Source organism: Phycisphaerae bacterium, from assembly GCA_041652575.1.
Lineage (GTDB): Bacteria > Planctomycetota > Phycisphaerae > Sedimentisphaerales > UBA12454 > UBA12454.
In genome coordinates this window covers 1-24548 of sequence record JBAZHC010000016.1, presented here as the reverse complement: position 1 = coordinate 24548, position 24548 = coordinate 1, and the positions used below count along the sequence as shown (strand labels likewise).

The window sequence follows — 24548 nt, the reverse complement described above, 5'->3', positions numbered from 1 at the left end:
ACGATGGCTAAAAAAGATTCTGCATTTTCAGGTTTGAATGTTCTGCTTGGCGTAAGCGGCGGCGTTGCCGTGTTCAAGGCGGTGGACCTGGCGAGCAAACTGACCGCAGCAGGCGCGAATGTCGATACTGTTATGACTGAAAGCGCCTGCAAATTTGTTTTACCGAAAAGTTTTGAGGCGGTAACAGGCCGGGCAGTTTATACGAGTATGTGGGAAAATCCGCAGGGCTTTCAAATCGGGCATATCCGTCTTGCCGACAGCGCCGATGTTGTTGTCGTTGCGCCCGCAACAGCGAATATCATCGGCAAGGCCGCAAACGGCATCTGTGACGACCTGCTTAGTACCGTATTGTGTGCCTGCTGGCAGAAGAAAATTCTCTTTGCCCCGGCGATGAATGAAAAAATGTGGCAAAATCCCGCCGTCCAGTGGAATGTAAAAACATTAAATGAAATGGGCTTTGAAACAATCGGCCCGGAAAAAGGAAGACTGGCCTGCGGAACGGAAGGTATCGGCAGAATGTCGGAAGTTGCCGATATCATAAAACGTCTTGAAAAAATGACGAAAAAATAAATGAAATCAAACCGATCGCATTTCCTGATTACAGCAGGGGGAACGAGGGAGTATATTGACCCCGTGCGGTTTATCACAAACGCCAGCAGCGGTAAAATGGGTTTCGCATTGGCAAATGCCGCATTAAAATCAGGCCACAAAGTAACATTGATAACAACTGCTAAAAATCCTCAATTCAAAATTAAAAATTCAAAATTAAAAATTGAGGAAGTTGTCAGTGCCGATGAAATGTTTGAAGCCGTTAAAAAGCATTTTAAAAAATGTGATTGTTTGATTATGGCAGCGGCAGTATCGGATTATACGCCGATTAAAAAATCGAAGATAAAAATCAAAAAGTCGAACACGGATTTGACAATAAAATTAAAACCGACACCTGACATTTTGAAATGGGCGGGAAAAAACAAAAAAAGGAATCAAATTGTTTCCGGGTTCGCTCTCGAGGACAAAAATCTGCGGAAAAATGCCGAAAAGAAATTAAAAGATAAAAATCTCGATATGATAATCGCCAATACACCTTTGGCGATAGGCAGTGAAAATACGGAAGTGCAGATAAAAATAACAGACGGCAAATGGATAAAAATGCAATCTGCCGGGAAAACCGCAATTGCTGGTCAAATTATTCATCTGATGGAGAATTTATGCAGTCAATCTCGAAAATAGGATTAATTATCGTTTTGATTATTGCAGTTTGTGCCGCTGTTCTTATAGCGCATTGGCCTGCATTGTCGGCTCAAGCCATATCAATTGATGACCTGATGTACTTTGTTGATAATCATCTTGTTCGAAATCCGAGTTGGGATTCAGCCAAACGATTTCTTACTGAAGTGCTTGAGCCTTCTATCGTACAGGGGTATTATCAGCCACTGACGATGATTTCTTTGATGCTCGATTACAAAATCGGAGGCCCGGAAAATTATCTAAGGCAGTTTCATCTGACAAGTCTTGTATTCCATATCGCAAATACTGCGCTTATTGTTATTTTATTATACCAATTGTTTGGTAATATTTGGATTGCTGCCGCTGTTGGTCTGCTTTTTGGTGTTCACCCTCTTACAGTCGAACCGATTCCCTGGATAGGAGAACGAAAAACTTTGCTTGCGGCTTTCTTCACGTTTTTGAGTTTGATTTTTTACGTCCGTTACGTTCGCAAGGGAAGTTCAAAAGCGTTTATCGGTTGTGCTGTTATGTTTGTGCTGTCGCTAATAGCCAAACCGACCAGTACACCGCTGCCTGTTATGCTGCTGCTGATGGATTTTTGGCCGTTAAACCGGCTGAATTGGAAAAATATTTTGGAAAAGCTGCCCATCTTTATTATCGCCGGCGTCTCTGCCGTTATAACCTATATTTCTCAGGCCCGCACTGCCTCGATAATTACTCCCGAAACTTATGGCTTCGCCAGGATTCCGTTTTTAATTTGTCATGATATCGTTTTCTATCTCTCTAAAATGATTTGGCCTGTTAACCTTACCTCGCATTATCCGTTTCCTGTGCCGTTTGGTTTTGCCAATCCTGCGGTAATGACCGGTGTCGCAGGCAGTTGTCTGTTAATTATTTTGCTTGTGATATCGCTTCGCTGGGTGCGGGCCGCGGCGACTGGTTTCGCTATTTTCTTTGTGATGGTTTTTCCAACGATGCAGACACTACAGTTCAGCGATGCTGTCGCCGCCGATAAATATGTTTATCTTCCCGCTATCGGATTGCTGATGGCACTTGCGGCTTTTTTAATCTGGTGCCTCGGCAAAACTCCGGGTCCCGCGAAAAAAATTACTTTGGTAGCAGTGATATTGTCTTTGGCCGTCGGCGAATCCTTTGTTACTCGCAGTTACCTGGCTGACTGGAAAGATTCGGTAAGCCTTTATGCCCGCATGGCGAGAATATCACCGGGTTCTGTTTACGCAAACAATAATCTTGGAGCCGCTCTTGCTGTAAGAGGTGATATCGAACAGGCTGTAGAATATTTCAATAAGATTTTGAAGATTGACCCTAACGATATTGATGCACGTATGAATATCGGTAAGATTTTTGCCGACCAGGGTAAATATGACGAAGCTATGTCTTATTATACTGATGCGATGCGTCTGGCTCCCAATGACGCAGCTATATATAATCACATCGCAGTGATATTTATCCAGCAGGGGCGACTTGATGATGCAATTGCTGTTTACAGAAAGGGTCTTGAATATAACACGAATAATCCAGCCGTTTTGCATACCGGCCTTGGCACGCTTTTATTCCGTCAGGGCAAAGCAGAAGAAGCGATAAAGGAACTGCAGGAGGGCGTTAAATTCAAACCTGATGCAACAACTTTCAATAATCTTGGCGTTGCCCTCGCTTCAGTTGGCCGACTGAATGAAGCTATAGTTTGTCACAAAAAAGCTATCGGACTTAACCCGAAAAATGCCGAGGCGTATTATGACCTTGGAAACATTATGCTTGCCACGAGCAAATTTGATCAGGCGGCTGATGAATATAGCAGAGCATTGCAGATTAAGCCCGAATATGCCAAAGCGCACAGCAATCTGGCTATAGTATTTGCTCAACAGGGCAAACTTGATGAAGCTATTGAACATTTTGCTCAGGCTTCGGCGATTGAACCAAATGATATTGGTATGCACTACAATTTAGCTATGGCATTGACTAATAATGGGCTTCTCGAAGATGCCGAAATTCAATATCGTGAGATTTTAACACTTCTGCCGAATGATACGGATGCATTATGTGCACTCGGCGACATTTTATTGAAACAAGGGAAATTTGAGCAGGCTGCTGTTGAATATCACAAAGCCCTTGCATTGAACCCGAATGAACCTCGTGCTCAACAAGGCCTGGAAAATATTCCTGATTCAACAAAATAAATCAGTTTTTTATGCCGAGGTCTTCTTTCGTCAAAATGCTCTCGAATTCATAGCCTGCTGCGGTAATATTTTCTCTTGCTCCCTGTTTGCGGTCGATAACAGCTACAATCTTTTTCACTTTCGCACCTGCTTCGGTGATTATCTTCGCCGCTTCGAGAACCTGCCCGCCGGTGGTCGCGATGTCCTCGACGAGCAGAACCACGTCGTCAGCTTTCAAAACGCCCTCGACCATTTTGCTTGTGCCGTAATCTTTTTTGCTGTTACGGACGATAATCCATTTTTTGCCCGTCTGCATCGCTGTTGCCGCCGCCAGCGCGACGCCGCCAAGCTCGGCACCTGCGATCAGCGTAACATCGCTTGTCGCGTACTTCGCAAATTCCTCGCCCAGAGCCTTCAAAATGTCCGGCTGGGTTTCGAACAAATACTTATCCATATAATATTTGCTCTTTTTTCCGCTTCTAAGAGTGAAATCTCCTTCGAGATACGATGTTTCTTTTACGCGTCTTGCAAGTTCTTGTCTGGTCATAACTTATGTCTTCCATTAGCTTGTGTAGGGTGGGCTTTAGCCCACGCTGTTTCTTTAAACTTTTAACTCTGTTTTCTTGTTAAGTTTTCCGCGATATTTTTTGATGGTCGGTTTTACCACTTCAGTTACGAAATCATTTACCTGCTGTGGCGCTCTGCCGATGTAATCGCCGGCGTTCAGGACTTTTTTGAAGTCCACTTTTGCAAAAGCCGCATCGCTTTTGAGTCTTTCAATCAAATCGTTTGACTTGCCGAATTTTTTGACCTGCTCTGCCGCGGCGTGAGAATGCACCCTGATTTTTTCGTGAAGCTGCTGACGATTGCCGCCTGCTTTTACAGCGGCCATTAAAATATTTTCAGTCGCCATAAACGGCAGTTCGGAATCGATTCTCGCGGCAATCACTTTCGGATAAACCACAAGACCGCTCGTTACATTTATTAAAATTTCCAAAATCCCGTCTGCGGCAAGAAATGCCTCCGGTATTACTATTCGCCGGTTTGCCGAGTCATCGAGCGTTCTTTCGAGCCATTGTTCTGCCGCCGTCATTTGCGGACTGCTCGAAAGGCTGATTAAAAATCTTGAAAGCGCTGTAACCCTCTCGCATCGCATCGGGTTTCTTTTGTAAGCCATCGCGGAAGAACCTATCTGTGATTTTTCAAAAGGCTCTTCGATTTCCTTTAAATTGGCAAGCAGCCGAATGTCGTTGCATAATTTATGTGCCGATTGAGCGACACCTGCCAGTGTGTTTATGACCAGAGAATCTATTTTGCGTGAATAGGTCTGGCCGGTAACGGGACAAAGCTTATCAAAGCCGAATGCCTTTGCGACCAGTTTGTCGAGCTGTTTTACTTTTTTATGATTTCCGCCGAAAAGCTCAAGAAACGATGCCTGTGTTCCCGTAGTGCCTTTTACGCCTCTGAATGGGATATTTCCAATACGGTATTCAATTTCAGAAAGGTCGCTGACGAAATCATTGCACCAAAGCGTCGCGCGTTTACCGACGGTCGTTAACTGTGCCGGTTGAAAATGTGTAAGGCCAAGCGTCGCCAGTGTCCGGTATTGTTTCGCAAATCCGCTCAGAGAATCGATAAGGCTTGCAAGCTTGACCGCGACAATCTGCATCGCGTTCCGCATAATTATCAAATCTGCGTTATCGCCGACATAACAACTCGTAGCGCCGAGATGAATTATCGGCGCAGCCTTCGGCGCAGCGTCGCCGAATGTATGAACGTGTGCCATAACATCGTGTCGAAATTTTTTCTCGTACTCAGCGGCCTTGTCAAAATTGATATCGTCAAGATGTTTTGCCATCTGGCTGATTTGGGCCTGTGAGATTTTCAAACCGAGTTTCTTCTCCGCCTTTGCAAGTTCGAGCCAAAGCCGCCGCCACGTTGAAAATTTAGTCTGGTTACCGAAAAGCTCCGACATTTCCTTTGATGCGTTGCGCTCGACCAGCGGCGAACTGTAAATGTTATGATTTTTCATTTTAACATCCTGTTTCGCTCTTTTAAAATTTCTTCGATTTCATTTATATCGTCTTTAGATAACGTTATATCTGCGGCAGGGGCGGTTTCTTTAATTTGTCCGCCTCTGCGGGCCCCGGCAATGGCGGCTGTAACTTCCGCGTTTCTTATCGCCCAGCCAATCGCAAGCTGTGCGATTGTTATTTTTTTCCGTTTTGCGATTTGCTCAAGTTTTCCAACAACCTTAAGATTTACCTCGAGCCGCGGCGTTTTATAATTAGGGTCCATGTGCCTTACATCGTCTCCGGGCAGTGCCGCAATCTTTTCAGGTGTAAATTTGCCGCTGAGCATTCCCTTCTGCAGCGGACTGTAAACAATCACGCCGATATTATTCTTTTTACAGAAAGGCAGAATATCGTTTTCGATATCTCGTTTGAACATACTGTACTGCGGCTGAAGCGAAGTCAAAGGATGAATCTTCATTACCATCGCCATCTGCTCGACCGTAAAGTTTGAAACGCCCAGGTAGCGAACCTTACCCGCCTTGACGCATTTTGCCATCGCCTCGTAGCCTTCTTCGATATCTTCCGGCGGATTGTTCCAGTGTATCTGGTACAAATCGATTGTCTCGACATTCAGTCTTTTCAGCGAGGCATCGCATTCTGCCAGCACGCTTTTCGCTTTAAGACAGGGAACTCTTTCCTGTTTTTCGTTCCAGGTCAGCCCGCACTTTGTCGCGATGAGCGGTTTTATGGAAGTTTTTTTAAGAGCCTTTGCGAGAATTTCCTCGCTGTGTCCGAATCCGTAAATCGGAGCGGTATCGATCCAGTTTACCCCGACTTCCAGCGCCTCGAGAATTGCCTTTATGGAATTGTTATCGTCCTGCGGTCCCCAGCCGTACTCCCATGGCCCGCCGATTGCCCATGTGCCAAGACCGACCCTTGTTATCTGAAGTTCTGAATTTCCAAGTCTTGCTTTTTCCATTTTTTTTACATCCTTTGTCATTCCCGCGAAATTTATCCCTTAGGAAGCGGAAATCCATGTATAGCAGGGTGAGCTTCTCATTGCGACACGGTCGCACTGCGGCGAATAGCCCACGCAGTTTTATTCCTTACTTCTTTAATCTTTGTGTCTTAGTGCCTTTGTGGCTCTAATTCCATTAATCAGTTTACCACAGCAAAGTTTTTTTGGCAATTGCAAATGAACCGTTAATTTGTTATAAGATTGGTTTTAGCAGTCAGGGTAAAAATATGGAAACAGCGGAACTTAAGCAGAGAATTGACAGTCTGGGGGCTCGGGTAGCAAAAATCCGGGAATGGCTTTGACCTCGCGGCCAAGCAGGCCGAAAGGCAAAAACTTGAAGAGCAGATGTCAAAAGCCGGTTTCTGGGACAATCAGGACACCGCCAAAAAAGTCGTCTCGAAGGCAAGCGCCTTAAAAACCGTTATTGAGCCTGCCCTTGACGTTGAGAAAAAATCTGCCGACCTTACCGAGCTTTTCGATATAGCCCTTGGCGAAAATGACAGCGGGATTTTGTCCGGCATCGAACAGGAACTTGTTCTCCTCGAAAAAAAATGCGGCCAGATTGAGCTTACCGGAATGCTCAGCGGCCCCGACGATATGAAAAACTGCTTTTTCGGTATCCACGCCGGCGCAGGCGGCACCGAAAGCTGCGACTGGGTCAGTATGCTCCTGCGTATGTACACCCGTTTTTTTCAGCAGAACAAATTCGCTTATGAAGAGCTTGATATGACCGCCGGCGAAGAAGCGGGTCTGCGTTCGGTTATGCTGAAAGTCAGCGGCCCGTTCGCCTTCGGCAAACTCTCCTGCGAAGCGGGCGTTCACAGGATGGTTCGCATAAGTCCCTTCGATGCGAACAAAAGGCGCCATACTACTTTCGCAGCCGTCGATGTAATGCCGGAATACGATGACGATATAGCAATCGATATTGACGAAAAGGATTTGCGGATTGATTTCTATCGTGCCGGCGGCGCAGGCGGCCAGCACGTCAACAAAACAAGTTCAGCCGTCCGGATTACGCATTTCCCGACCGGCATAGTTACCCAGTGCCAGAACGACCGCTCCCAGCATCGCAACAAGGCCGAGGCGATGAAGATGTTAAAAGGCAAACTGTATATGCTCGAGCAGCAGAAACGCGACAGCGAGCTTGCCAAACTCTACGGCAACAAAGGCGAAATCGCATGGGGCAATCAGATTAGAAGCTATGTATTTCAGCCTTACCAGTTGGTTAAGGACCATCGCACCGATTTCCAGACGGGAAATATCAATGCTGTAATGGATGGCGACATCGAGGATTTTATAGATAGTTACCTGCAATACCGTGCAGAAAAAAAACATAAACACAACGCTTAACCCCCGCACCTGTGCCGGGGAGATGATGAAAAATCGCTATTGGAAGTTGCAAAAAAAAATTAATGATCCAAAATGCCTAAAGGAGTTTCTCCTTCCTGTCCTTAAAAAAGAAAGAATTGGACCACTGCTGTCCAACTAGTAAATAGGGGGCGTTTACAAATTTTTAATTTCCTCTATATTCTCGGTGACTCTGTGGTGAAAAAATAAAATCAAGTCTCGCCGTTGGGCGAACTCCTGCAACTAACGACTAAATACTAACGGCTAACGACTATTAAATCCTTCTTGCCAAAACCTCTTTTTAGGCTTATAGTTAAATCAAAATTAATCTGCCTGTCGCGTCGAAGACGGACGGCTAAATTTAGGAGGTATTTATGTTGGTATGGAAATTGCAGAAAGAAAAAAAGATTATTTGTCTTGGCAAAGGTAAATCCGCTCGATGGAAGCGAATGGGGTAATAATTCTCCAAACAGGGTAATGAATAGGGTAGTAACTTGCAGACGCTTTTGCGGTGTGGGATAAGGAGTTGAATATGAAACGATTGATAGGTTATTTTCTTAAAGGTCTTTTGGTTTTCGTTCCTGCCGCCGTAACGGTATGGATTGTAGTTATAGTAATAAAAAAATTCGACGGTTTTTTGAAAATTCCCATTCCCGGCCTCGGCTTTATCGCTGCGATAGCGTTTATTACGCTGATTGGCTTTTTGGCGTCCAATTATGCGGGCAAAAAATTGTTTGTTCTCATAGACAAACTCTTTGCAAGGCTGCCCGTAGTCAAAATGCTTTATTCGTCGATTAGAGATTTAATAGGCGCATTTGCCGGCGAAAGAAAAAGTTTCGATAAACCCGTAATCGTTGAGCTTATTGCCGGCGGGCCCAAAGCCGTTGGCTTTATCACTCAGCAGGATTTGGGATTTTTGTCTCTGCCCGGAAACGTGGCTGTTTATTTTCCGCAGTCGTATAATTTCGCAGGTTCAGTTTTAATCTTTCCCGCTGAAAGGGTTGTTCCTTTGAATATTGAAAGCTCGAAAGCTATGGCCTTTATTGTTTCCGGCGGCGTCTCAGGAAAATAAAAACCAAAAAATATCCGTGAAATCCGCGTAATTAGCGATTAAAATACTATATTCTAAAGATTAGTGTAAATTCGTGTTTATTCGTGGTTAATTTTTGGGATTGTTTTATGAAACAAATTATAAAAATAGATGTAAAGGCCGCCAAAGCCGACATTACGAAATTAAAGGTCGATTGTCTTGCTCTCGGCGTTTACAGCGACGCGAAAAATAGCGATTTGCTTAATCTGCTCGATAAAAAGCTTGATGGGGCGATTTCTAAAGTCAAAAAAATCGGTGATTTTAAGGCAAATCCCGCCGGCAGTATCTGTATATATACTCAGGGCAAAATCGCCGCCGAAAGAGTTCTGCTCGTCGGCTTTGGCGAAATGAAGAAAGCCTGCTCCGGAGTTTTCCGTCAGGCCGCCTCGAAAGCTGCCTTTGACGCGGTAAATTTAAAAGCAAAATCTCTTGCGATTTGTTTGCACTATAATGAACCCGGCTCGGATTTCGAAAGAATCGGAAAAACCGTTACCGAAGCCGTTCATTTCGGCGCATACAGATATGATGAATTTTTAACCCAGCAGGAAAACGGCAGAAGCAATACTTTTTCCGTTACTCTTGTTAATGACAATCAGAAGAATGTTTCAAAACTTTCCGCAGGCATAAAAGTCGGCCAGATTATCGGCAGGGCGCAGAATTTTTCAAGAACGCTTTGTAATCGGCCGGGCAGTTTGCTTTATCCTGCTGAATTTGCCGCCATTGCGAAAAAAATTGCTGCCTCTGTAAAAGGGCTTAGCTGCACGATTCTCGACGAAAAGAAACTCGCTGCCAAAAAAATGGGCGGGATTCTCGCTGTCGGCCAGGGGTCGATACATAAACCTCGAATGATGATTATAAAATATTCGCCAAGAGGTAAAACCAAAGGCGCACCAATCGCTCTTGTCGGAAAAGCGGTAACTTTCGATACCGGCGGAATAAGTTTAAAGCCTGCGCAGGACATGCACGAAATGAAAATGGATATGACAGGCGGCGCAGCGGTCCTGATGACGATGGAAATTATTGCCAAATTAAAACTGCCGATTCAGGTTTACGGCATAATTTGTGCCGCCGAGAACAAACCCGATGGCGGAAGTTACCTGCCCGGCGACATCATCACCACGTTCAGCGGCAGGACGGTCGAAGTATTGAATACCGACGCCGAAGGCAGACTGGTTTTGAGCGATGGTCTCGAGCAGGCAAGGCAGTTAAAATGTAAAACTGTTATCGACCTTGCGACCTTAACAGGCGCCTGTGTCGTTGCGCTTGGCAAGCATAAGGCAGGCCTTTTCAGTAACGATGAAAAACTTGCTGAAAAACTTCAGACCGCTGCGAAAGACACCGGAGAGCCGCTTTGGCGGCTTCCTTACGAGCCGGAGTATACCGAAGAGATAAAGGGAAAGATTGCCGATTTGAAAAATATCGGCAGCAAGTGGGGCGGCGCCTGCACAGCCGCGGCTTTTCTCGGCGAATTTACCCAGGGGCTTACATGGGCTCATCTTGATATTGCCGGTACGATGGATGCTTCGGAACCGATAAAAAAATACACCGAAGCCGGCTCAATCGGTTTTGGCGTCAGGCTTTTAACAAGTTTTCTCATGAATGCAGCCACGAAGACACAAAGTCACGAAGGAAAATAATTATATAAAATATTTGGTGTCTTAGTGCCTTAGTGGCTGAAGAAAGGTAATATATAATGGCTAAAAAAATTAAAATAAACTCAGAAAAAATCGAAAAAGCTGTAAAAGATATTCTCCTTGCCGTCGGCGAAGATGCCAATCGTGAAGGCCTAAGGATGACGCCTAAGCGTGTCGCCTCTATGTATGTTGAGCTTCTTGCCGGAAATACTGAAGACCCTAAGCAGTACATAAAAAGTGTATTCAGGGAAAAATGCGATGAAGTCGTCCTCCTCCGCGACATTCCTTTTTACAGCGTTTGCGAACATCATTTGATGCCTTTTATAGGCAAAGCGCATGTGGCGTATTTGCCTGACGAATGTGTGATAGGCGTGAGCAAACTTGCGCGTATTGTGGACTGCTTTGCGAAAAGACTCCAGGTGCAGGAACGCCTGACCGCGCAGATTGCTGATTTCCTTAACGAAAATTTAAAACCGCAGGGAGTCGCGGTAGTGCTCGAGGCATCGCATTCCTGTATGACTATCCGCGGTATCAAGAAGCCCGGCTCTGTTATGGTTACAAGCGCCATCTGCGGAATATTCAAAAAAGACCCGAGAAGCAGAGCTGAAGTTCTGAGCCTTATGCACAATGCATAAACTTTCCAGACAAGTAAGGTTCGCAGTCGACCCTTTCGCCAAATCAGCGATAACGGGAGCTAATTCCTATTGCGCAAAACCAACCGCGCAAGGTCTCGCATTTTATTTCTCGCTATGGGTGGAACTTAAAGGCTCCGCTAATAAAGATACCGGCTTTGTAGTCAACGTTTCCAATATCGATAAAATCGTCAGAGAAAAAGCAGTCGGGATTTTCAATGACTTCGTAAAGAATCACCCAAACAGCAGCTTCGAACAAATCGGACAACTGCTCGGTAAAGTCTGGCAGAAAATCGAAAAAGATTTCCTGCCGGCGAAAATCAGCGGCCTTGCCGTCGAACTTATGCCTGCACGAAAACTCGGTATAAAAGAAAGGAGCGGCAAGATGCTCTATTTTAGCGAAAAATTTGAATTTTCCGCAAGTCATACGTTGTGGAACAAAAAATTCAGCGATAGCGAAAATTTCAAAATCTTCGGCAAGTGTGCCAATCTCGCAGGGCACGGCCATAATTATATCGTCGAAGTAACAATCAAAAAAACAGGTTTAGCCCCCGGACCTGTGCCGGGGGGCGTCAACGCCGGCGATTTCGAGCGGATAGTCGATAAGCATTTTATCGATGTCGTCGACCATAAAAATCTTGACACAGATGTAAAACATTTCAAAAAAGTAAATCCCACCGTGGAAAATATAGCCGAGTTCGCATTTGGAAGTTTGAGGAATAAATTCAAACCTTTCAAACTCGATTGCGTAACGGTGTGGGAAAACGACAGGACGTTCTGCAGCTTTAGAGCGGATTGAATTAGGAAAGTTTACGATTTGAGGAACAATGCGGATGGTTTCGAAAAACCAGTGTCAATCAAAACTGACAATCGAACACCCGCAAAATCAGGCACGGGGGTATTTAATAGCTGTCTGTGCTCTCGCCGCGGTCGTGATAATTATGTTCGCTGATGTGCTGTTTAACGCTAATCCGCGTATTCTTTCGTGTCTGGGCGGCGACCTGGCAAGGGAAGTTATCGACTGGCGTTCTTTCGGTTTTAATCAGCTCCGGCAGGGCAATTTAGCTTTATGGAACCCCCATGTATTCAGCGGCATTCCGTTCTTCGGCGGGTTTCAATCCGCTCTTTTGTATCCGCCAAATTTTTTGTTTATGATTCTGCCTCTGGCTCTGGCCGTTAATATAAATATTGTGCTGCACATATTCCTGGCAGGTTTATTTATGTTTCTCTGGGCCCGGCACCGCGGGTTAAAGCCGCAGGCCTGTTTTTTCTCCGCGCTGCTGCTTATGTTTTGCGGGCCGTATTTTATGCATATTTATCCCGGCCACATATCAAATCTCTGCGCGATGACGTGGGTTCCGCTTGTTTTTCTTTCCATAGATGGTATCTGCGATAAACGCACATTGAACTGGGCGATTCTCGGCGTCGCGGCCGTTTCAATGTTAATCCTCGCCGGTCATCCGCAATATGTGTTCTACACCGCTGTCGCGTCCGCAATTTACTGCGGGCTGTCGCTGTTAAATCAGCCTCAGCGGATTCGCGTTTTATCGCTTTTCGCACTTATGGGCGTTGGGGTGGGATTGATTGTTTCTGTGCAGCTTTTAACCGGAATGGAAGAATCGGCTTATACCGTTCGCGGCCGCGGCGGAATGGAACTTGAATTAGCCGCGTTATTTTCATTTCCTCCGGAAAATCTTATTACATTAATTTCTCCGAATTTTTTAGGCTCGCTCTCCGGAAACACATATTGGGGTCGAGCATACCTGTGGGAAATGTCATTGTTTTTCAGCGTGACAGGATTAGTTCTGGCTGTATACGGCCAGGTTTATGCCCCTGCTCGACATCGCAATTTTTGTATGACATTGATAATCATATTATTTATTTTGGCGATCGGTTCGCATACGCCATTATTCGGATTACTGTATAAAATCGTGCCCGGCTTTAACAAGTTCCGCGGAAATTCAAAATTTACTTTTCAAATGATGGTCTTTGCTGTGATGCTTGCCGGCATCGGGCTTCACAGGTTAATCACATTAAATAATAAACCCTCATGGAAATGGATAATCGGCATCGCCTCGGTTGCGCTTATCCTGATAATCGCGGCAGGTACCATCGCCGGTTCGATTCCGGAATTCGGCATAGATGGCTGGTGGCACGACTTTATGAAATTCATACAATCGGCGGCAGTCAAATTCAAAGAATCGTATGCGGACCCAGCCTCATACGACAATATCGGCGTTGTTCGTTTTGCCGCGTTTCGTGCCTCGAGTTCATTGCTTGCCGCCGCCGGCCTGCTGCTCCTTTTAGCGGGTCTTTTTGCTCTGAAGCGGCGATGGAATTATGCCGTTTATGCTCTTATCCTGCTTGCGCTGGGCGAACTGGTTGTTTTTGCTCTTCCGCTTCGTCCGACGTTCGACCTGGCTTCTCAAAAAATGCCGCAGCGATTCGAAGAGATAATTTCCGCTTTGCCGGGCGACTTTCGAATTCTTAATACGCTCGATGACAACGGCGCGATGATGGACGGCCGGTTCGATATATGGGGCGATGACCCCGGCGTCCTGCGAAGATATGCTGAATTTATGGCCTTTTCACAGGGTCTCGACCCCAACATGGCGACACAATATGTAAAATTTTCACGTAAGCATCGGTTCTTTTCGTTATTGCGTTTGCGATATATAATCCTGCATGAAAACGGTCAGCCGCAATTGGTAACGTTGTCTGAGCCGGTGCTGCCTCGTTTGCTGCTGGTTCGGGATTTTCAGGTCGCAAAGGACCGTGATTCTATTTTTCGTTTGCTGGACTCGCCGGAATTTGACCCTAATAGAACTGTTGTTCTCGAATCGCCGCCTCAGCCTTTGCCGCAGCCGTCTGAAAATCAGGGTACTGCGAAAATCGTCGATGAATCGACCGACTATCTGACGATTGAAGCCGACATCGACAGTCCTGCGATTTTGCTCGTTACAGATGCCTATCACCCGAACTGGAAGGTTAAGGCGTTGTCCGGAAGCTCTCAATCGAAGTATGAACTGCTGCCTGCCGATTATGTGTTGCGAGCCGTTCCGCTGAACAAAGGCACGCATCGGTTTCGTATGGAGTATCGTCCGAAAATTTTCACCGCGGGTATGTGGATTTCAGTCGTTTCACTGACGGCGTATCTTGCCTTATGTCTCCAGCGGCTGTATCGCTTCCACAAAACAAAATCTCTAAACAGTTAATGGCCATTTCCAGTTTCTGATTTCCGGCATATCCTGACCGAACCTGCGGATATAATTTTTGTGTTCGAGCATTTTGTCCCGAATGAACTGCTTGGCATAAGCGGACTGCGAACTCAGGCCCGGCACACGGTCAATCACATCGCCGGCAAGATGGAAACGGTCGAGGTCGTTAAGTACGACCATATCGAACGGCGTGGTCGTTGTGCCTTCTTCCTTGTAACCGCGAACGTGAATATGGTCGTGGTTTGTTCGCCTGTAAGTCAAACGATGAATCAGCCACGGATAGCCGTGATACGCAAAAATAACCGGTTTGTCTTTTGCGAATAACGCATCGAAGTCGGCATCGCTTAGGCCGTGCGGGTGCTCGCTTTTGGGCTGAAGCGTCATTAAATCAACGATGTTGACAACGCGAATTTTCAGTTTTGGAAAATGCTGCCTGAGAATTTCAACCGCGGCAAGTGTTTCAAGTGTCGGCACATCGCCCGCGCAGGCCATTACTACATCGGGGTCGCTGCCTTTGTCGGTGCTTGCCCATTCCCAGATTCCCAGTCCCGCGGTGCAGTGTTTTATGGCCGAATCCATATCGAGCCACTGAAGCGCCGGCTGTTTGCCCGCGACGATAACGTTTATATAATTTCGGCTTCGCAGACAATGGTCGGTAACGGATAGCAGAGTGTTTGCATCCGGCGGAAGATAAACGCGAACGATTTCCGCCTTCTTGTTTACGACGTGGTCGATAAAGCCGGGGTCCTGATGACTGAACCCGTTGTGGTCCTGCCGCCAGACGTGCGACGAAAGCAGATAATTCATTGATGCGATTGGTCTCCGCCATGGAATATTACGGCAGACCTTGAGCCATTTTGCGTGCTGGTTAAACATCGAATCGATAATATGAATGAACGCTTCGTAGCAGGAGAAAAATCCGTGCCTGCCTGTGAGCAGATAACCTTCGAGCCAGCCCTGGCACTGATGTTCGCTGAGCATTTCCATTGCCCGGCCGTCGGGAGCCAGATGGTCGTCGGTGGAAATTATTTCCGCCGTCCAGCAGCGATTCGTTACTTCGAATAAATCGCCCCAGCGGTTCGATTTCGTTTCATCCGGACTGAACACGCGAAAGTTACGCTGTCGAAAGTTTAATTTCATTACGTCTCTGATGAATTCGCCCATTATCTTTGTGGATTCGGCTGTAATCGTGCCGGGTGCGAAACGGCGACCGCGTAATTATGGAAATCAGGCATTTTTAAATCTTTAAGAAGAACTCCTCCGTTGGCGTGAGGGTTGGCTCCCATTCTTCGATTGCCTTTCGGAGCAAGTTCGGCCAGTTCGCCGATGAGTTTTCCGCTGCTGTCAAACAATTCTTCTGCTTTATAACTTTTCATCCACAGCTCGAGCAATTTCAGATGCTCGGGTTTGTCGGCTAATTCCGAAAGCGGAACCTGGTGAGCGCGGAACGTGCCTTCCACCGGCAGATTGTCAACGATTTTCGGGCCTGTCCAGCCTTTCGGAGTGCGGAAGATTATCATCGGCCAGGACGGACGTTTTGTAAAGCCTTTACTGCGTGCTTCTGACTGGATGTTTTTAATCTCGGCGGTAATTGTATCGAGTGTTTCAGCCATAATCTGATGAACTATTTGCGGGTCGTCTCCTTCCACGAAATACGGTTTGTAACCATACCCGGCAAAAAGCTGCTCCAGTTCTTTACGACTGATTCGCGCAAGCACGGTTGGCCCTGCGATTTTGTAGCCGTTAAGATGCAGGATTGGCAGCACCGCGCCGTCGCAGACAGGATTTAGAAATTTATTCGAGTGCCAGCTTGTCGCAAGTGCGCCTGTTTCAGCTTCGCCGTCGCCCACAACGCAGGCGACAAGCAAATCAGGATTATCGAACGCCGCGCCGTAAGCGTGTGATAGCGAATAGCCCAGTTCGCCGCCTTCGTTTATCGAGCCGGGCGTTTCGGGAGCGACATGACTTGGTATTCCGCCGGGGAAGGAAAACTGTGTGAAGAGTTTTTTCATACCGGTTTCGTCCTGTGAAATTTCGGGATATAATTCGCTGTAGCTTCCCTCCAGATATGTATTGGAGACCAGCCCGGGGCCGCCGTGTCCGGGGCCGGTTACGTAAATCATATTCAGGTCGTATTTTTTGATTATCCGGTTCAGATGAACATAAATAAAGTTCAAACCGGGCGTAGTGCCCCAGTGGCCCAGAAGCCGTGGCTTGACGTCTTTTAGCGTCAATGGCCTTTTCAGAAGCGGATTGTCGTATAGATAAATTTGCCCGACGGAAAGATAATTTGCTGCTCGCCAATAGGCGTTTATTGTTTTTAGTTCTTTTTCAGAAAGTGGACCGTTCATTTTTATGTCTCCTGAAAACTGATTCATTAAACTATGTATTGCAGAATATGCCGTTAAGCAAGACAAAAAAGAAAATAAATTAATAGAATAAAGGCAACTGCGGAGAAACGGTTCTACGAAGTAATAACAAAAACATTCATGAGATAATCAATCAGGCGTTCCAGGGGCGAGGAAAGTATTTTATCGTAGAGGCCGTCGGGGGTTTTGGGGAAATTAAGTTTGGCATAATCGCCATAGAGTTCCATTGCGGTCTTGTCGTAAGCCTTTGCGGCGTCGATTTCATTATCAAAGTGACCGAGAAATTTTCTATGGCCATTATATCCGATATGGACGCGGAATCCATTTCTTGTTTTATCGCGGAATATGCCTTTGTATTTCGAACTGGTATTATTAAGCAATTTCCTGCTGTTGTGAGTATTCTGTGCAGAAGTTACAATCCTGAGATTGGTCTTTGTATTATTCAGGCCGATGCCGTCTTTATGGTCAATAACAAAGCCGGGCGGGGGATTCATAATCTGACGATGCATTGTTATAGCTTTTTTTATACCGTTAATACGTCCTGTTACCCGATTTGCATAGCAATTATTAACGTAGCCCATAATGTGCCATTTATGAACATTTAATTTTTCAAAATCCTCAGGGTCAACGATAGTGAATTTGCTCTGCGTCAGTTTTATTTTCCTAAAGGCAATGCCGAAGTGTTTTTTCCTGTAGAACAACAATAACCAAACGCAAAAGCGCAGGAAAAGAGCTGGAATCGGGATTTTTAAATAAGATTTGGGCATGGGAATTTGAGATTATAGATTGCAGATTAAAGAATTAAGTTTTATTGCGTAATCATCTAACTATGCAGGTATTTTACCATATTTTTAATAAAAAGCAAGGCAAAAGATTAAAAATTTTATAATTCTAATTTTGTCGGAACATAGGAGTATGAAAACAAAAGAGCAAAAAAGTCCTATAATTATCCATTTTTAGATATTGAAAAGGGCAATTAAGATGTTTTTTGGAGACATAAATTGTCCATTTGTTTATCGAACAATCTTGTTAGATTTGAAGTATTATGATAGTATCGTGTGTCTTTAACTGGCCAGGCACTTATTTTACATTTTTTGAGGTTGAAAATTTACGTTTTTGAACCCATTTTTGAGCATGAACGGCAGCGAGGATAACACTTCTATTCTAAAGCTATCTCCTTTTTTTGCCGATATTTAAGTTATATTTGCGGACTTTGTGTTTACCTTTTCGGCCTGCCTCGACAAACAGGGAGGGCGTAGCCGAAGGGGACGGAGTCTAAATAGATTGAAAATTGAAGAATGAAGATTGAATAATTTGAGAGTGTTTGTCGGCGAAATCCCGCACTTTTTAACGGGTATGAAAGTATAAAGAAGCAGGAATTTTTTAAAAATATGTCGAATACATCCGGTAAATCTTCAATTTTAAATCTTCAATCTTCAATGGTAACTGGCGGAGCGGGATTTATCGGTTCGCATCTGTGCGAGAATCTTTTGGCCTCCGGCCGGAAAGTCGTTGTTGTTGACGATTTGAGCACAGGCAGTATTAAGAATATTCAGCATCTGCTTGCCGAGAAAAACTTTAAATTCATCGAAGGTTCTGTCCGTGATATGGATTTGATGAGAGAGACGGCTGAAGATGTCGATTGTATTTATCACCTCGCTGCCGCTGTCGGGGTTAATCTTATAATTGAAAAACCTGTTCACACTATCGAGACCAATATACACGGTACCGAAGTAGTGCTTTCAGTTGCAAATCAGCTCGGCAAGAAAGTTTTGATAACCTCAACCAGTGAGGTTTACGGCAAAAACGAAAAGGTGCCTTTCAATGAGGATGACGATACGGTGCTGGGCAGTACGAAATTTTCACGGTGGTCTTATGCGTGCAGCAAGGCGATAGATGAATTCCTTGCCCTTGCGTATCACCGCCAATACGGCCTGAAAGTTGTTATAGTGAGGTTATTTAATACTATAGGCCCAAGACAGACCGGCATGTATGGTATGGTTGTGCCGCGGTTTATAGACTGGGCGCTGAAGAACGAATCTTTGCTGATTTACGGCAGCGGGAAACAATCGAGAAGTTTTACTTATGTCAGCGATGTAATAAGAGCTATGACATCGCTTATGGAGCTGAAAGAGGCGAATGGAGAAGTCTTTAATGTCGGCTCAGCCGAAGAAATAACGATTCAAGCGCTTGCGGACAAGGTTATCAAAAAAACAGGTAGTAAGAGTGAAAAGAAATTTATTCCATATTCTCAGGCTTATGGACAGGGATTTGACGATATGCAAAGGCGGCTTCCATGTCTGGAGAAGATAAATAGGGCCACAGGCTATAAGCCGCAGGTTAGTCTTGAGCAGATGATCGAGAAGATTATTACTGACAAACGGGGTAAAAATGAGTAGACTATCGACCTTTGTTTTACCCTTGAAAGGATAGTTTAGGATGGCTTTATCGCTTATTACAGGTGGAGCGGGTTTCATCGGCAGCAACATGGTAAGGTTTCTGCTCGACAAAGGGCAGAAGGTGCGGGTTCTTGATAATTTCGAGACCGGCAAACGTAAAAATCTTGCTGAAATTGCCGACAAAATCGAACTGATTGAGGGTGATATCCGCGACAAGGCAAAGGTGCAGCAGGCAGTCAAAGACGTGGAAGTTGTTTATCATTTAGCCGCTCTTGGTTCTGTGCCGAGGTCGATGAAAGACCCTGCGACAACTCATGATGTGAACGTTAATGGACTATTCACTGTGCTTTTGGCTGCAAGGGATGCGAAAGTGAGGAAAATTGTTTTTTCGTCGAGTTCATCGGTTTATGGACAGAGCGAAGTTCTGCCGCAGCACGAAGATTTGCCTCTTGCTCCAATTTCTCCTTATGGAGCCAGCAAAGCTATCGGCGAAATTTATTTCAGGGCATTTTACGAAACGTATGGCCTTCAATCTGTATGCCTCCGTTATTACAATGTGTTCGGACCAAGGCAGGACCCGACAAGTCAGTATGCCGCGGCAATACCGCTGTTTGTTTCTGCACTGATGAGAGATAAATCGCCGAGGATTTTCGATGACGGTGAGCAATCGCGGGGATTCACCTATATTGAAAATGTGATGCAGGCGAACTGGCTGGCGGCAAACGCAAAAGAAACGCACGGCGAGGCTATGAATATTTCCACGGAAAATGCAGTGACGGTAAATACCGTAGTAAATACGATAAGAAAACTTCTCGGCAAAGAAAATATCAAACCTGTTTACGCACCGCCGAGGCCCGGCGATATAAAACATTCTCTTGCGGATATCAAAAAAGCAAAAGAATTGATTGGTTATACGCCTTTTGTAAGCTTCGAAGAAGGAATAGCGAAAGCTATTAACTGGTATAAAGAAAATCTCTGATTTGTGAAAGGTCATTGAATGGCGAAGAAGAGCAAAATCGGGAAGAAAGCGCCTTTTGTGGGCATTGTCGGAATGGGCTATGTAGGTCTGCCTCTGGCGAGAGAATTCGTTCTTCGCGGAGCAAAGGTAGTCGGTTTCGATATAAATGAAGAAAACGTTAAAAAAATAAATTCCGGCCAAAGCCCGCTCAAGCACATTCCGTCGAGTGATATAAAGAATATGGTTAAGAGCGGCCGATTCAATACGACAACGGATATGAAACTGATGAGCAAGCCGGACGCACTGATAATCTGCGTGCCGACTCCACTGACAAAAAACCGTGAGCCGGATATGACTTATATTGTTATTACGTGCGAAACGATTTCAAAGTATCTGCGTAAAGAACAGCTCGTAGTTCTGGAAAGCACGACATATCCCGGAACGACAAGAGAGGTAATGAAGCCGATACTCGAAAAGAGCGGCCTGAAGGCAGGCAGGGATTTTTACCTGGCGTTTTCACCTGAACGGGAAGACCCGGGCAACAAGAGTTTCAGGACGGCGACGATTCCAAAGGTTGTCGGCGGATATGACAAGAAGAGCCTTCAGGTAGCATTGGAAATCTATAAATACGCGATTGATGAAACCGTTCCTGTTTCGTCATGCGAGGTGGCTGAGTCGGCCAAGATACTGGAAAATACATATCGTTGCGTTAATATCGCAATGGTAAACGAATTGAAACAGCTTTTCGACCGGATGGGCATCGATGTATGGGAAGTAATTGATGCGGCGGCAACAAAGCCGTTCGGTTTCCAGAAGTTTTATCCCGGTCCGGGACTGGGCGGACACTGCATTCCGATTGACCCGTTTTACCTGACCTGGCGTGCGAGACAATTCGGTATGCCGACGAAATTTATAGAACTGGCCGGTGAAATCAATACCGCGATGCCGCATTATGTAGTGCATCGAACCCTGGAAGCGATGAACGACAGAAAAAAGAGTCTTAAAGGGGCGAAGGTTCTGGTTCTCGGACTTGCATACAAAAAAGATATCGACGATGTTCGTGAATCACCATCGATTGAGCTGATTGAAATTTTGAAAAAGAAGGGTGCGAAGGTGGATTATAACGACCCGTATATTCCTCATACGCACAAAATGCGCGAACATAATCTTAAAATGAGAAGCAAACCATTGAGCGAAAAGATGCTTAAGGGATACGATATTGTTCTGATTTCGACAGACCACAGTTGCTACGACTACAACTGGATAGTGAAAAATTCAAAAATGGTTGTCGATAGCCGTAACGCGACTGCGAAAGTGAAAAGCGGTCGTAATAAAATAGTAAAGGCATAAAGTTATGAAAAGATTTGCGTTAATCGGTGTTGCCGGCTACATAGCGTCTCGGCATTTGAAAGCTATTAAGGACACAGGTAATGTTCTTGTCGCCGCTCTTGATAAGAGCGATTCGGTAGGCATTCTCGATTCTTATTTTCCTGATACGGATTTTTTCACGGAATTCGAAAGATTCGACAGGCATCTGGAAAAATTGAGACGAGCCGATGAAAAACAGGCAGTAGATTATGTTACTATTTGTTCGCCGAATTATCTGCACGATGCACATGTGAGGTTCGCACTGAGAATCGGGGCCAGCGCGATATGCGAAAAACCCCTGGTGCTGAATCCGTGGAATGTTGAGGCTCTTGAAGAAATTGAAAAAGAAAGCAAGGGAAAGATAAATACAATTTTACAGCTTCGATTGCATCCTGCGATAATCGAGCTGAAGAAAAAAATAGATGCCGGCGACAAAAACAGGATTCACGATATAGACCTTACTTATATTACATCGCGCGGACACTGGTATATGGTTTCCTGGAAAGGCGATATTGAAAAGTCCGGCGGCATCGCAACAAACATCGGGATACACTTTTTCGATATGCTTGCGTGGATATTTGGTGAAGTTAAGCAAAATACCGTTCATGTTTGCCAGCCGAAAAGGGCGGCAGGTTTTCTGGAGCTTCAAAAAGCGAGGGTTCGCTGGTTCCTGTCTCTTGAAAGAGACGATTTGCCAGTGAAACCGCAGCCGGGAAAACCGATGACTTACCGGTCAATAACAGTCGATGGTCAGGAAGTAGAATTTTCCGAAGGCTTCGGCGATTTGCATACAGAAAGCTACAAAAAGATTCTTGCAGGCGATGGATTCAGTACAAAAGATGTAGCGACTTCTGTGCAGATAGCATCGGACATACGAAGAGCCGAGCCGGTCGGCCTTAAAGGCGAGTATCATCCCATTTTAAAAAATATTAAATTGTAAAAATATGGCAAAAGAATATTTCGTACACTCAAGCAGTTTTGTCGATGACGGCGCGAAAATAGGCAAAGGCACAAAGATTTGGCACTTCGGGCATATAATGAAATGCACAATCGGCGAAAACTGTATCTTCGGTCAAAACGCTCACGTGGCCAATGATGTTGTCATAGGCAATAACGTCAAGGTTCAGAATAATGTTTCTATATATACCGGCACGATAATCGAAGATGATGTTTTCCTGGGGCCGAGCTGCGTGCTTACAAATGTTTTGAATCCCCGCTCACAGGTGAACCGCCATAGTGTATATGAAAAAACAGTAATTAAAAGAGGCGCAACAATCGGAGCCAACGCGACGATAGTCTGCGGCATCGAACTTGGCAGATATTGTTTTATTGCCGCCGGTGCTGTCGTAACGAAAGATGTGCCTGATTACGCGATGATGGCGGGAGTGCCCGCAAAACAGCTCGGCTGGATGAGCAGGCACGGGATAAAACTTCCAAAGCCGGACAGGGACGGCATTATGATTTGTCCTGAAAGCGGCTATAAATATAAAGAGATTCAAAAAGGCGTTTTAAAATGTCTCGACATCGATGAGGACAAACCTCTGCCGGCAGATTTGTCGGTTGGTAAAACAAGTTATAAGATATTCAGGAATAAGAAATAATTTACGGAGATTTTGATGCAGGTTCCATTGCTGGATTTAAAGGCGCAGTACGCGAAGATTAAAAACGATGTATTAAAGGCGATAGGCGAAGTTCTCGATAGTCAGATTTGTATCGGCGGACCCAAAGTTGCCGAGCTTGAGAAAAAAGTCGCCGAGGTGAGTGATTGTAAATTTGCAGTCGGGGTTTCGAGCGGAACAGATGCACTGCTTGTAAGTCTTATGAGCCTCGGTATAGGCTCCTCCTCCACTAAAGCTACGGAGGACAAGAGCGGCGACGAAGTTATTACGACACCTTTTACGTTTTTCGCCACGACAGGCTGCATAGCAAGAGCGGGCGCGAAACCTGTTTTTGTTGATATAGACCCCAAGACTTACAATATAAATCCGGCACTGATTGAAAAGGCAATAACGAAAAAGACGAAGGCGATTCTGCCGGTTCATCTTTACGGTCAAATGGCGGATATGGACCCGATTATGGCCATTGCCAAGCGGCACAATCTTTTTGTTATAGAAGATGCGGCACAATCCATCAGCAGTACATATAAAGGCAAAAAAGCGGGCAGTATCGGCACGTGCGGCTGTTTCAGCTTTTTCCCGAGTAAGAATTTGGGCGGCGTCGGCGACGGCGGTATGGTTGTTACCAACGACGAAAAGCTCTATCATATGATTTATATTATGCGCAATCACGGCAGCGAGCCGAAGTATTATCACAAATATATCGGCGGCAATTTCAGGCTTGACCCGATACAGGCGGTCGCACTTTTAGTTAAACTGCCGTATCTGGACGACTGGTCTGCGGCGAGAAGAAAAAATGCCGAGTATTATAATAAGAAATTTGCGGGCACCGCGGTTAAGACACCTTTCATCAGCAAGGATTGTATTACGATTTACAATCAATATGTAATCAGAGTTCCCGACAGGGACAAGACGATTGAGCATCTGAAAAAGCAAAATATCGGCTGTGAAATTTATTATCCTGTGCCGATGCATTTGCAGGAATGTTTTGCATATCTTGGATATAAAGCGGGTGATTTTCCCGAATCGGAAAAAGCGGCAAATGAAGTTCTGGCCCTGCCGATATATCCGGAACTGAGCGACGATATGAAAGATTTTGTTGTCAAAACTGTTCTTGAGACATTGTAATAATCCTTCGAACAACAGATTTTAAGAAATGAGGCAGGTGTGATTAAAATAATTTGCGTATGCGGCGCAAGGCCTAATTTCATGAAGATTGCTCCGTTGATGAAAGCGTTTAATCAAGGCGGTAATTTTCAAACTCTTCTTGTTCACACAGGTCAGCATTATGACGAAAAAATGAGCAAGCTGTTTTTTGAAGAACTTGAAATACCCAAACCCGATATAAACCTCGAAGTCGGCAGCGGCTCCCATGCTGCTCAGACCGCTGAAGTAATGAAACGATTCGAACCTGTCGTTGTTGATTTTAAGCCTGATTATTGTTTAGTTGTCGGCGATGTTAACAGCACAATCGCCTGCG

The 24548-nt window shown here is 45.3% G+C and carries 20 protein-coding genes and 1 pseudogene; 16 read left to right on the top strand and 5 right to left on the bottom strand.

The genetic code is table 11. The features are described 5' to 3' along the window. Positions 1–3: 3 nt before the first annotated feature. From WC496_11075 to WC496_11065, 3 genes are read left to right on the top strand one after another with little or no spacing between them, the layout of a single operon-like run. Positions 4–570 (top strand): flavoprotein, encoded by a 567-nt coding sequence (locus tag WC496_11075; protein MFA5293562.1) that lies wholly within the window; start codon positions 4–6, stop codon positions 568–570. Further along, positions 571–1230: a phosphopantothenoylcysteine decarboxylase gene (locus WC496_11070; protein ID MFA5293561.1), complete on the top strand. Its 660-nt coding sequence runs from the start codon at positions 571–573 to the stop codon at positions 1228–1230. Further along, positions 1209–3425 (top strand): tetratricopeptide repeat protein, encoded by a 2217-nt coding sequence (locus tag WC496_11065; protein MFA5293560.1) that lies wholly within the window; start codon positions 1209–1211, stop codon positions 3423–3425. Before WC496_11070 ends, WC496_11065 begins: the two co-directional genes overlap by 22 nt. A 1-nt stretch (position 3426) precedes the next feature. On the opposite strand, the gene pyrE is transcribed toward WC496_11065, so the two are convergent. From pyrE to WC496_11050, 3 genes are read right to left on the bottom strand one after another with little or no spacing between them, the layout of a single operon-like run. After that, positions 3427–3951, bottom strand: coding sequence for an orotate phosphoribosyltransferase (gene pyrE, locus WC496_11060; protein MFA5293559.1), 525 nt, complete (start codon positions 3949–3951; stop codon positions 3427–3429). Between the two features lie 54 nt (positions 3952–4005). Beyond that, complete coding sequence (gene purB, locus WC496_11055) at positions 4006–5436, bottom strand: adenylosuccinate lyase (GenBank protein MFA5293558.1); 1431 nt, start codon at positions 5434–5436, stop codon at positions 4006–4008. Beyond that, positions 5433–6398, bottom strand: a complete 966-nt coding sequence (locus tag WC496_11050; protein ID MFA5293557.1) for an aldo/keto reductase — start codon at positions 6396–6398, stop codon at positions 5433–5435. Before WC496_11050 ends, purB begins: the two co-directional genes overlap by 4 nt. A 266-nt stretch (positions 6399–6664) precedes the next feature. Between WC496_11050 and prfB the strand changes: the two genes are divergently transcribed. From prfB to WC496_11020, 6 genes are all read left to right on the top strand, one after another. Next, positions 6665–7787 (top strand): peptide chain release factor 2 gene (gene prfB / locus WC496_11045; GenBank protein ID MFA5293556.1). Its coding sequence is split into 2 segments (ribosomal slippage): positions 6665–6724 and positions 6726–7787, totalling 1122 coding nucleotides; the frame shifts between segments, so codons are not numbered across the junction. Positions 7788–8316: 529 nt separating this feature from the next. After that, a complete protein-coding gene (locus tag WC496_11040; protein MFA5293555.1) occupies positions 8317–8856 on the top strand; it encodes a DUF502 domain-containing protein in 540 nt (179 codons plus the stop codon). 107 nt (positions 8857–8963) lie between these two features. Continuing rightward, on the top strand, positions 8964–10511 hold the full coding sequence (locus tag WC496_11035; protein ID MFA5293554.1) for a leucyl aminopeptidase: 1548 nt from the start codon (positions 8964–8966) through the stop codon (positions 10509–10511). A 56-nt stretch (positions 10512–10567) separates the two neighbouring features. Next, entirely contained in the window at positions 10568–11143 is a 576-nt protein-coding gene (gene folE / locus WC496_11030; protein MFA5293553.1) for a GTP cyclohydrolase I FolE, read from the top strand. Beyond that, the gene (locus WC496_11025; GenBank protein ID MFA5293552.1) at positions 11136–11939 is read left to right on the top strand and encodes a 6-carboxytetrahydropterin synthase; all 804 of its coding nucleotides are present in this window, start codon (positions 11136–11138) and stop codon (positions 11937–11939) included. Before folE ends, WC496_11025 begins: the two co-directional genes overlap by 8 nt. Positions 11940–11973: 34 nt before the next feature. Further along, a complete protein-coding gene (locus WC496_11020) occupies positions 11974–14355 on the top strand; it encodes a hypothetical protein (protein ID MFA5293551.1) in 2382 nt (793 codons plus the stop codon). Here the strand turns inward: WC496_11020 and WC496_11015 are convergent. Further along, positions 14344–16709 (bottom strand): annotated as a pseudogene (locus tag WC496_11015) (phosphoketolase family protein). The gene WC496_11020 and the pseudogene WC496_11015 overlap by 12 nt on opposite strands. Before the next feature lie 113 nt (positions 16710–16822). Beyond that, entirely contained in the window at positions 16823–17428 is a 606-nt protein-coding gene (locus WC496_11010; GenBank protein ID MFA5293550.1) for an HNH endonuclease, read from the bottom strand. 690 nt (positions 17429–18118) lie between these two features. Here WC496_11010 and WC496_11005 point away from each other — a divergent pair. From WC496_11005 to WC496_10975, 7 genes are all read left to right on the top strand, one after another. Continuing rightward, entirely contained in the window at positions 18119–19126 is a 1008-nt protein-coding gene (locus WC496_11005) for a GDP-mannose 4,6-dehydratase (protein ID MFA5293549.1), read from the top strand. Between the two features lie 40 nt (positions 19127–19166). Further along, the gene (locus WC496_11000) at positions 19167–20105 is read left to right on the top strand and encodes an SDR family oxidoreductase (protein MFA5293548.1); all 939 of its coding nucleotides are present in this window, start codon (positions 19167–19169) and stop codon (positions 20103–20105) included. 18 nt (positions 20106–20123) lie between these two features. Further along, complete coding sequence (locus tag WC496_10995) at positions 20124–21434, top strand: nucleotide sugar dehydrogenase (protein MFA5293547.1); 1311 nt, start codon at positions 20124–20126, stop codon at positions 21432–21434. A gap of 4 nt (positions 21435–21438) precedes the next feature. Continuing rightward, complete coding sequence (locus WC496_10990) at positions 21439–22392, top strand: Gfo/Idh/MocA family oxidoreductase (GenBank protein MFA5293546.1); 954 nt, start codon at positions 21439–21441, stop codon at positions 22390–22392. Positions 22393–22396: 4 nt separating this feature from the next. Continuing rightward, complete coding sequence (locus WC496_10985; protein MFA5293545.1) at positions 22397–23053, top strand: acyltransferase; 657 nt, start codon at positions 22397–22399, stop codon at positions 23051–23053. Between the two features lie 15 nt (positions 23054–23068). Beyond that, a complete protein-coding gene (locus WC496_10980) occupies positions 23069–24196 on the top strand; it encodes a DegT/DnrJ/EryC1/StrS family aminotransferase (protein ID MFA5293544.1) in 1128 nt (375 codons plus the stop codon). Positions 24197–24277: 81 nt separating this feature from the next. Beyond that, positions 24278–24548, top strand: a 271-nt coding sequence (locus WC496_10975; protein MFA5293543.1) for a UDP-N-acetylglucosamine 2-epimerase, incomplete at its 3' end; no start/stop codon positions are given.

Excerpts from the sequence above, each read along its gene's own strand:
- folE (MFA5293553.1), top strand. The coding sequence starts at position 10,568 with ATGGCTAAAAAAATTAAAATAAACTCAGAAAAAATCGAAAAAGCTGTA.
- WC496_11025 (MFA5293552.1), top strand. The coding sequence starts at position 11,136 with ATGCATAAACTTTCCAGACAAGTAAGGTTCGCAGTCGACCCTTTCGCC.
- WC496_10980 (MFA5293544.1), top strand. The coding sequence starts at position 23,069 with ATGCAGGTTCCATTGCTGGATTTAAAGGCGCAGTACGCGAAGATTAAA.
- pyrE (MFA5293559.1), bottom strand. The coding sequence starts at position 3,951 with ATGACCAGACAAGAACTTGCAAGACGCGTAAAAGAAACATCGTATCTC.
- WC496_11065 (MFA5293560.1), top strand. The coding sequence starts at position 1,209 with ATGCAGTCAATCTCGAAAATAGGATTAATTATCGTTTTGATTATTGCA.
- WC496_11020 (MFA5293551.1), top strand. The coding sequence starts at position 11,974 with ATGGTTTCGAAAAACCAGTGTCAATCAAAACTGACAATCGAACACCCG.
- WC496_10995 (MFA5293547.1), top strand. The coding sequence starts at position 20,124 with ATGGCGAAGAAGAGCAAAATCGGGAAGAAAGCGCCTTTTGTGGGCATT.
- WC496_11050 (MFA5293557.1), bottom strand. The coding sequence starts at position 6,398 with ATGGAAAAAGCAAGACTTGGAAATTCAGAACTTCAGATAACAAGGGTC.
- WC496_11070 (MFA5293561.1), top strand. The coding sequence starts at position 571 with ATGAAATCAAACCGATCGCATTTCCTGATTACAGCAGGGGGAACGAGG.
- WC496_11000 (MFA5293548.1), top strand. The coding sequence starts at position 19,167 with ATGGCTTTATCGCTTATTACAGGTGGAGCGGGTTTCATCGGCAGCAAC.
- purB (MFA5293558.1), bottom strand. The coding sequence starts at position 5,436 with ATGAAAAATCATAACATTTACAGTTCGCCGCTGGTCGAGCGCAACGCA.
- WC496_11075 (MFA5293562.1), top strand. The coding sequence starts at position 4 with ATGGCTAAAAAAGATTCTGCATTTTCAGGTTTGAATGTTCTGCTTGGC.
- WC496_11005 (MFA5293549.1), top strand. The coding sequence starts at position 18,119 with ATGTCGAATACATCCGGTAAATCTTCAATTTTAAATCTTCAATCTTCA.
- WC496_11035 (MFA5293554.1), top strand. The coding sequence starts at position 8,964 with ATGAAACAAATTATAAAAATAGATGTAAAGGCCGCCAAAGCCGACATT.
- WC496_10990 (MFA5293546.1), top strand. The coding sequence starts at position 21,439 with ATGAAAAGATTTGCGTTAATCGGTGTTGCCGGCTACATAGCGTCTCGG.
- WC496_10985 (MFA5293545.1), top strand. The coding sequence starts at position 22,397 with ATGGCAAAAGAATATTTCGTACACTCAAGCAGTTTTGTCGATGACGGC.
- WC496_11040 (MFA5293555.1), top strand. The coding sequence starts at position 8,317 with ATGAAACGATTGATAGGTTATTTTCTTAAAGGTCTTTTGGTTTTCGTT.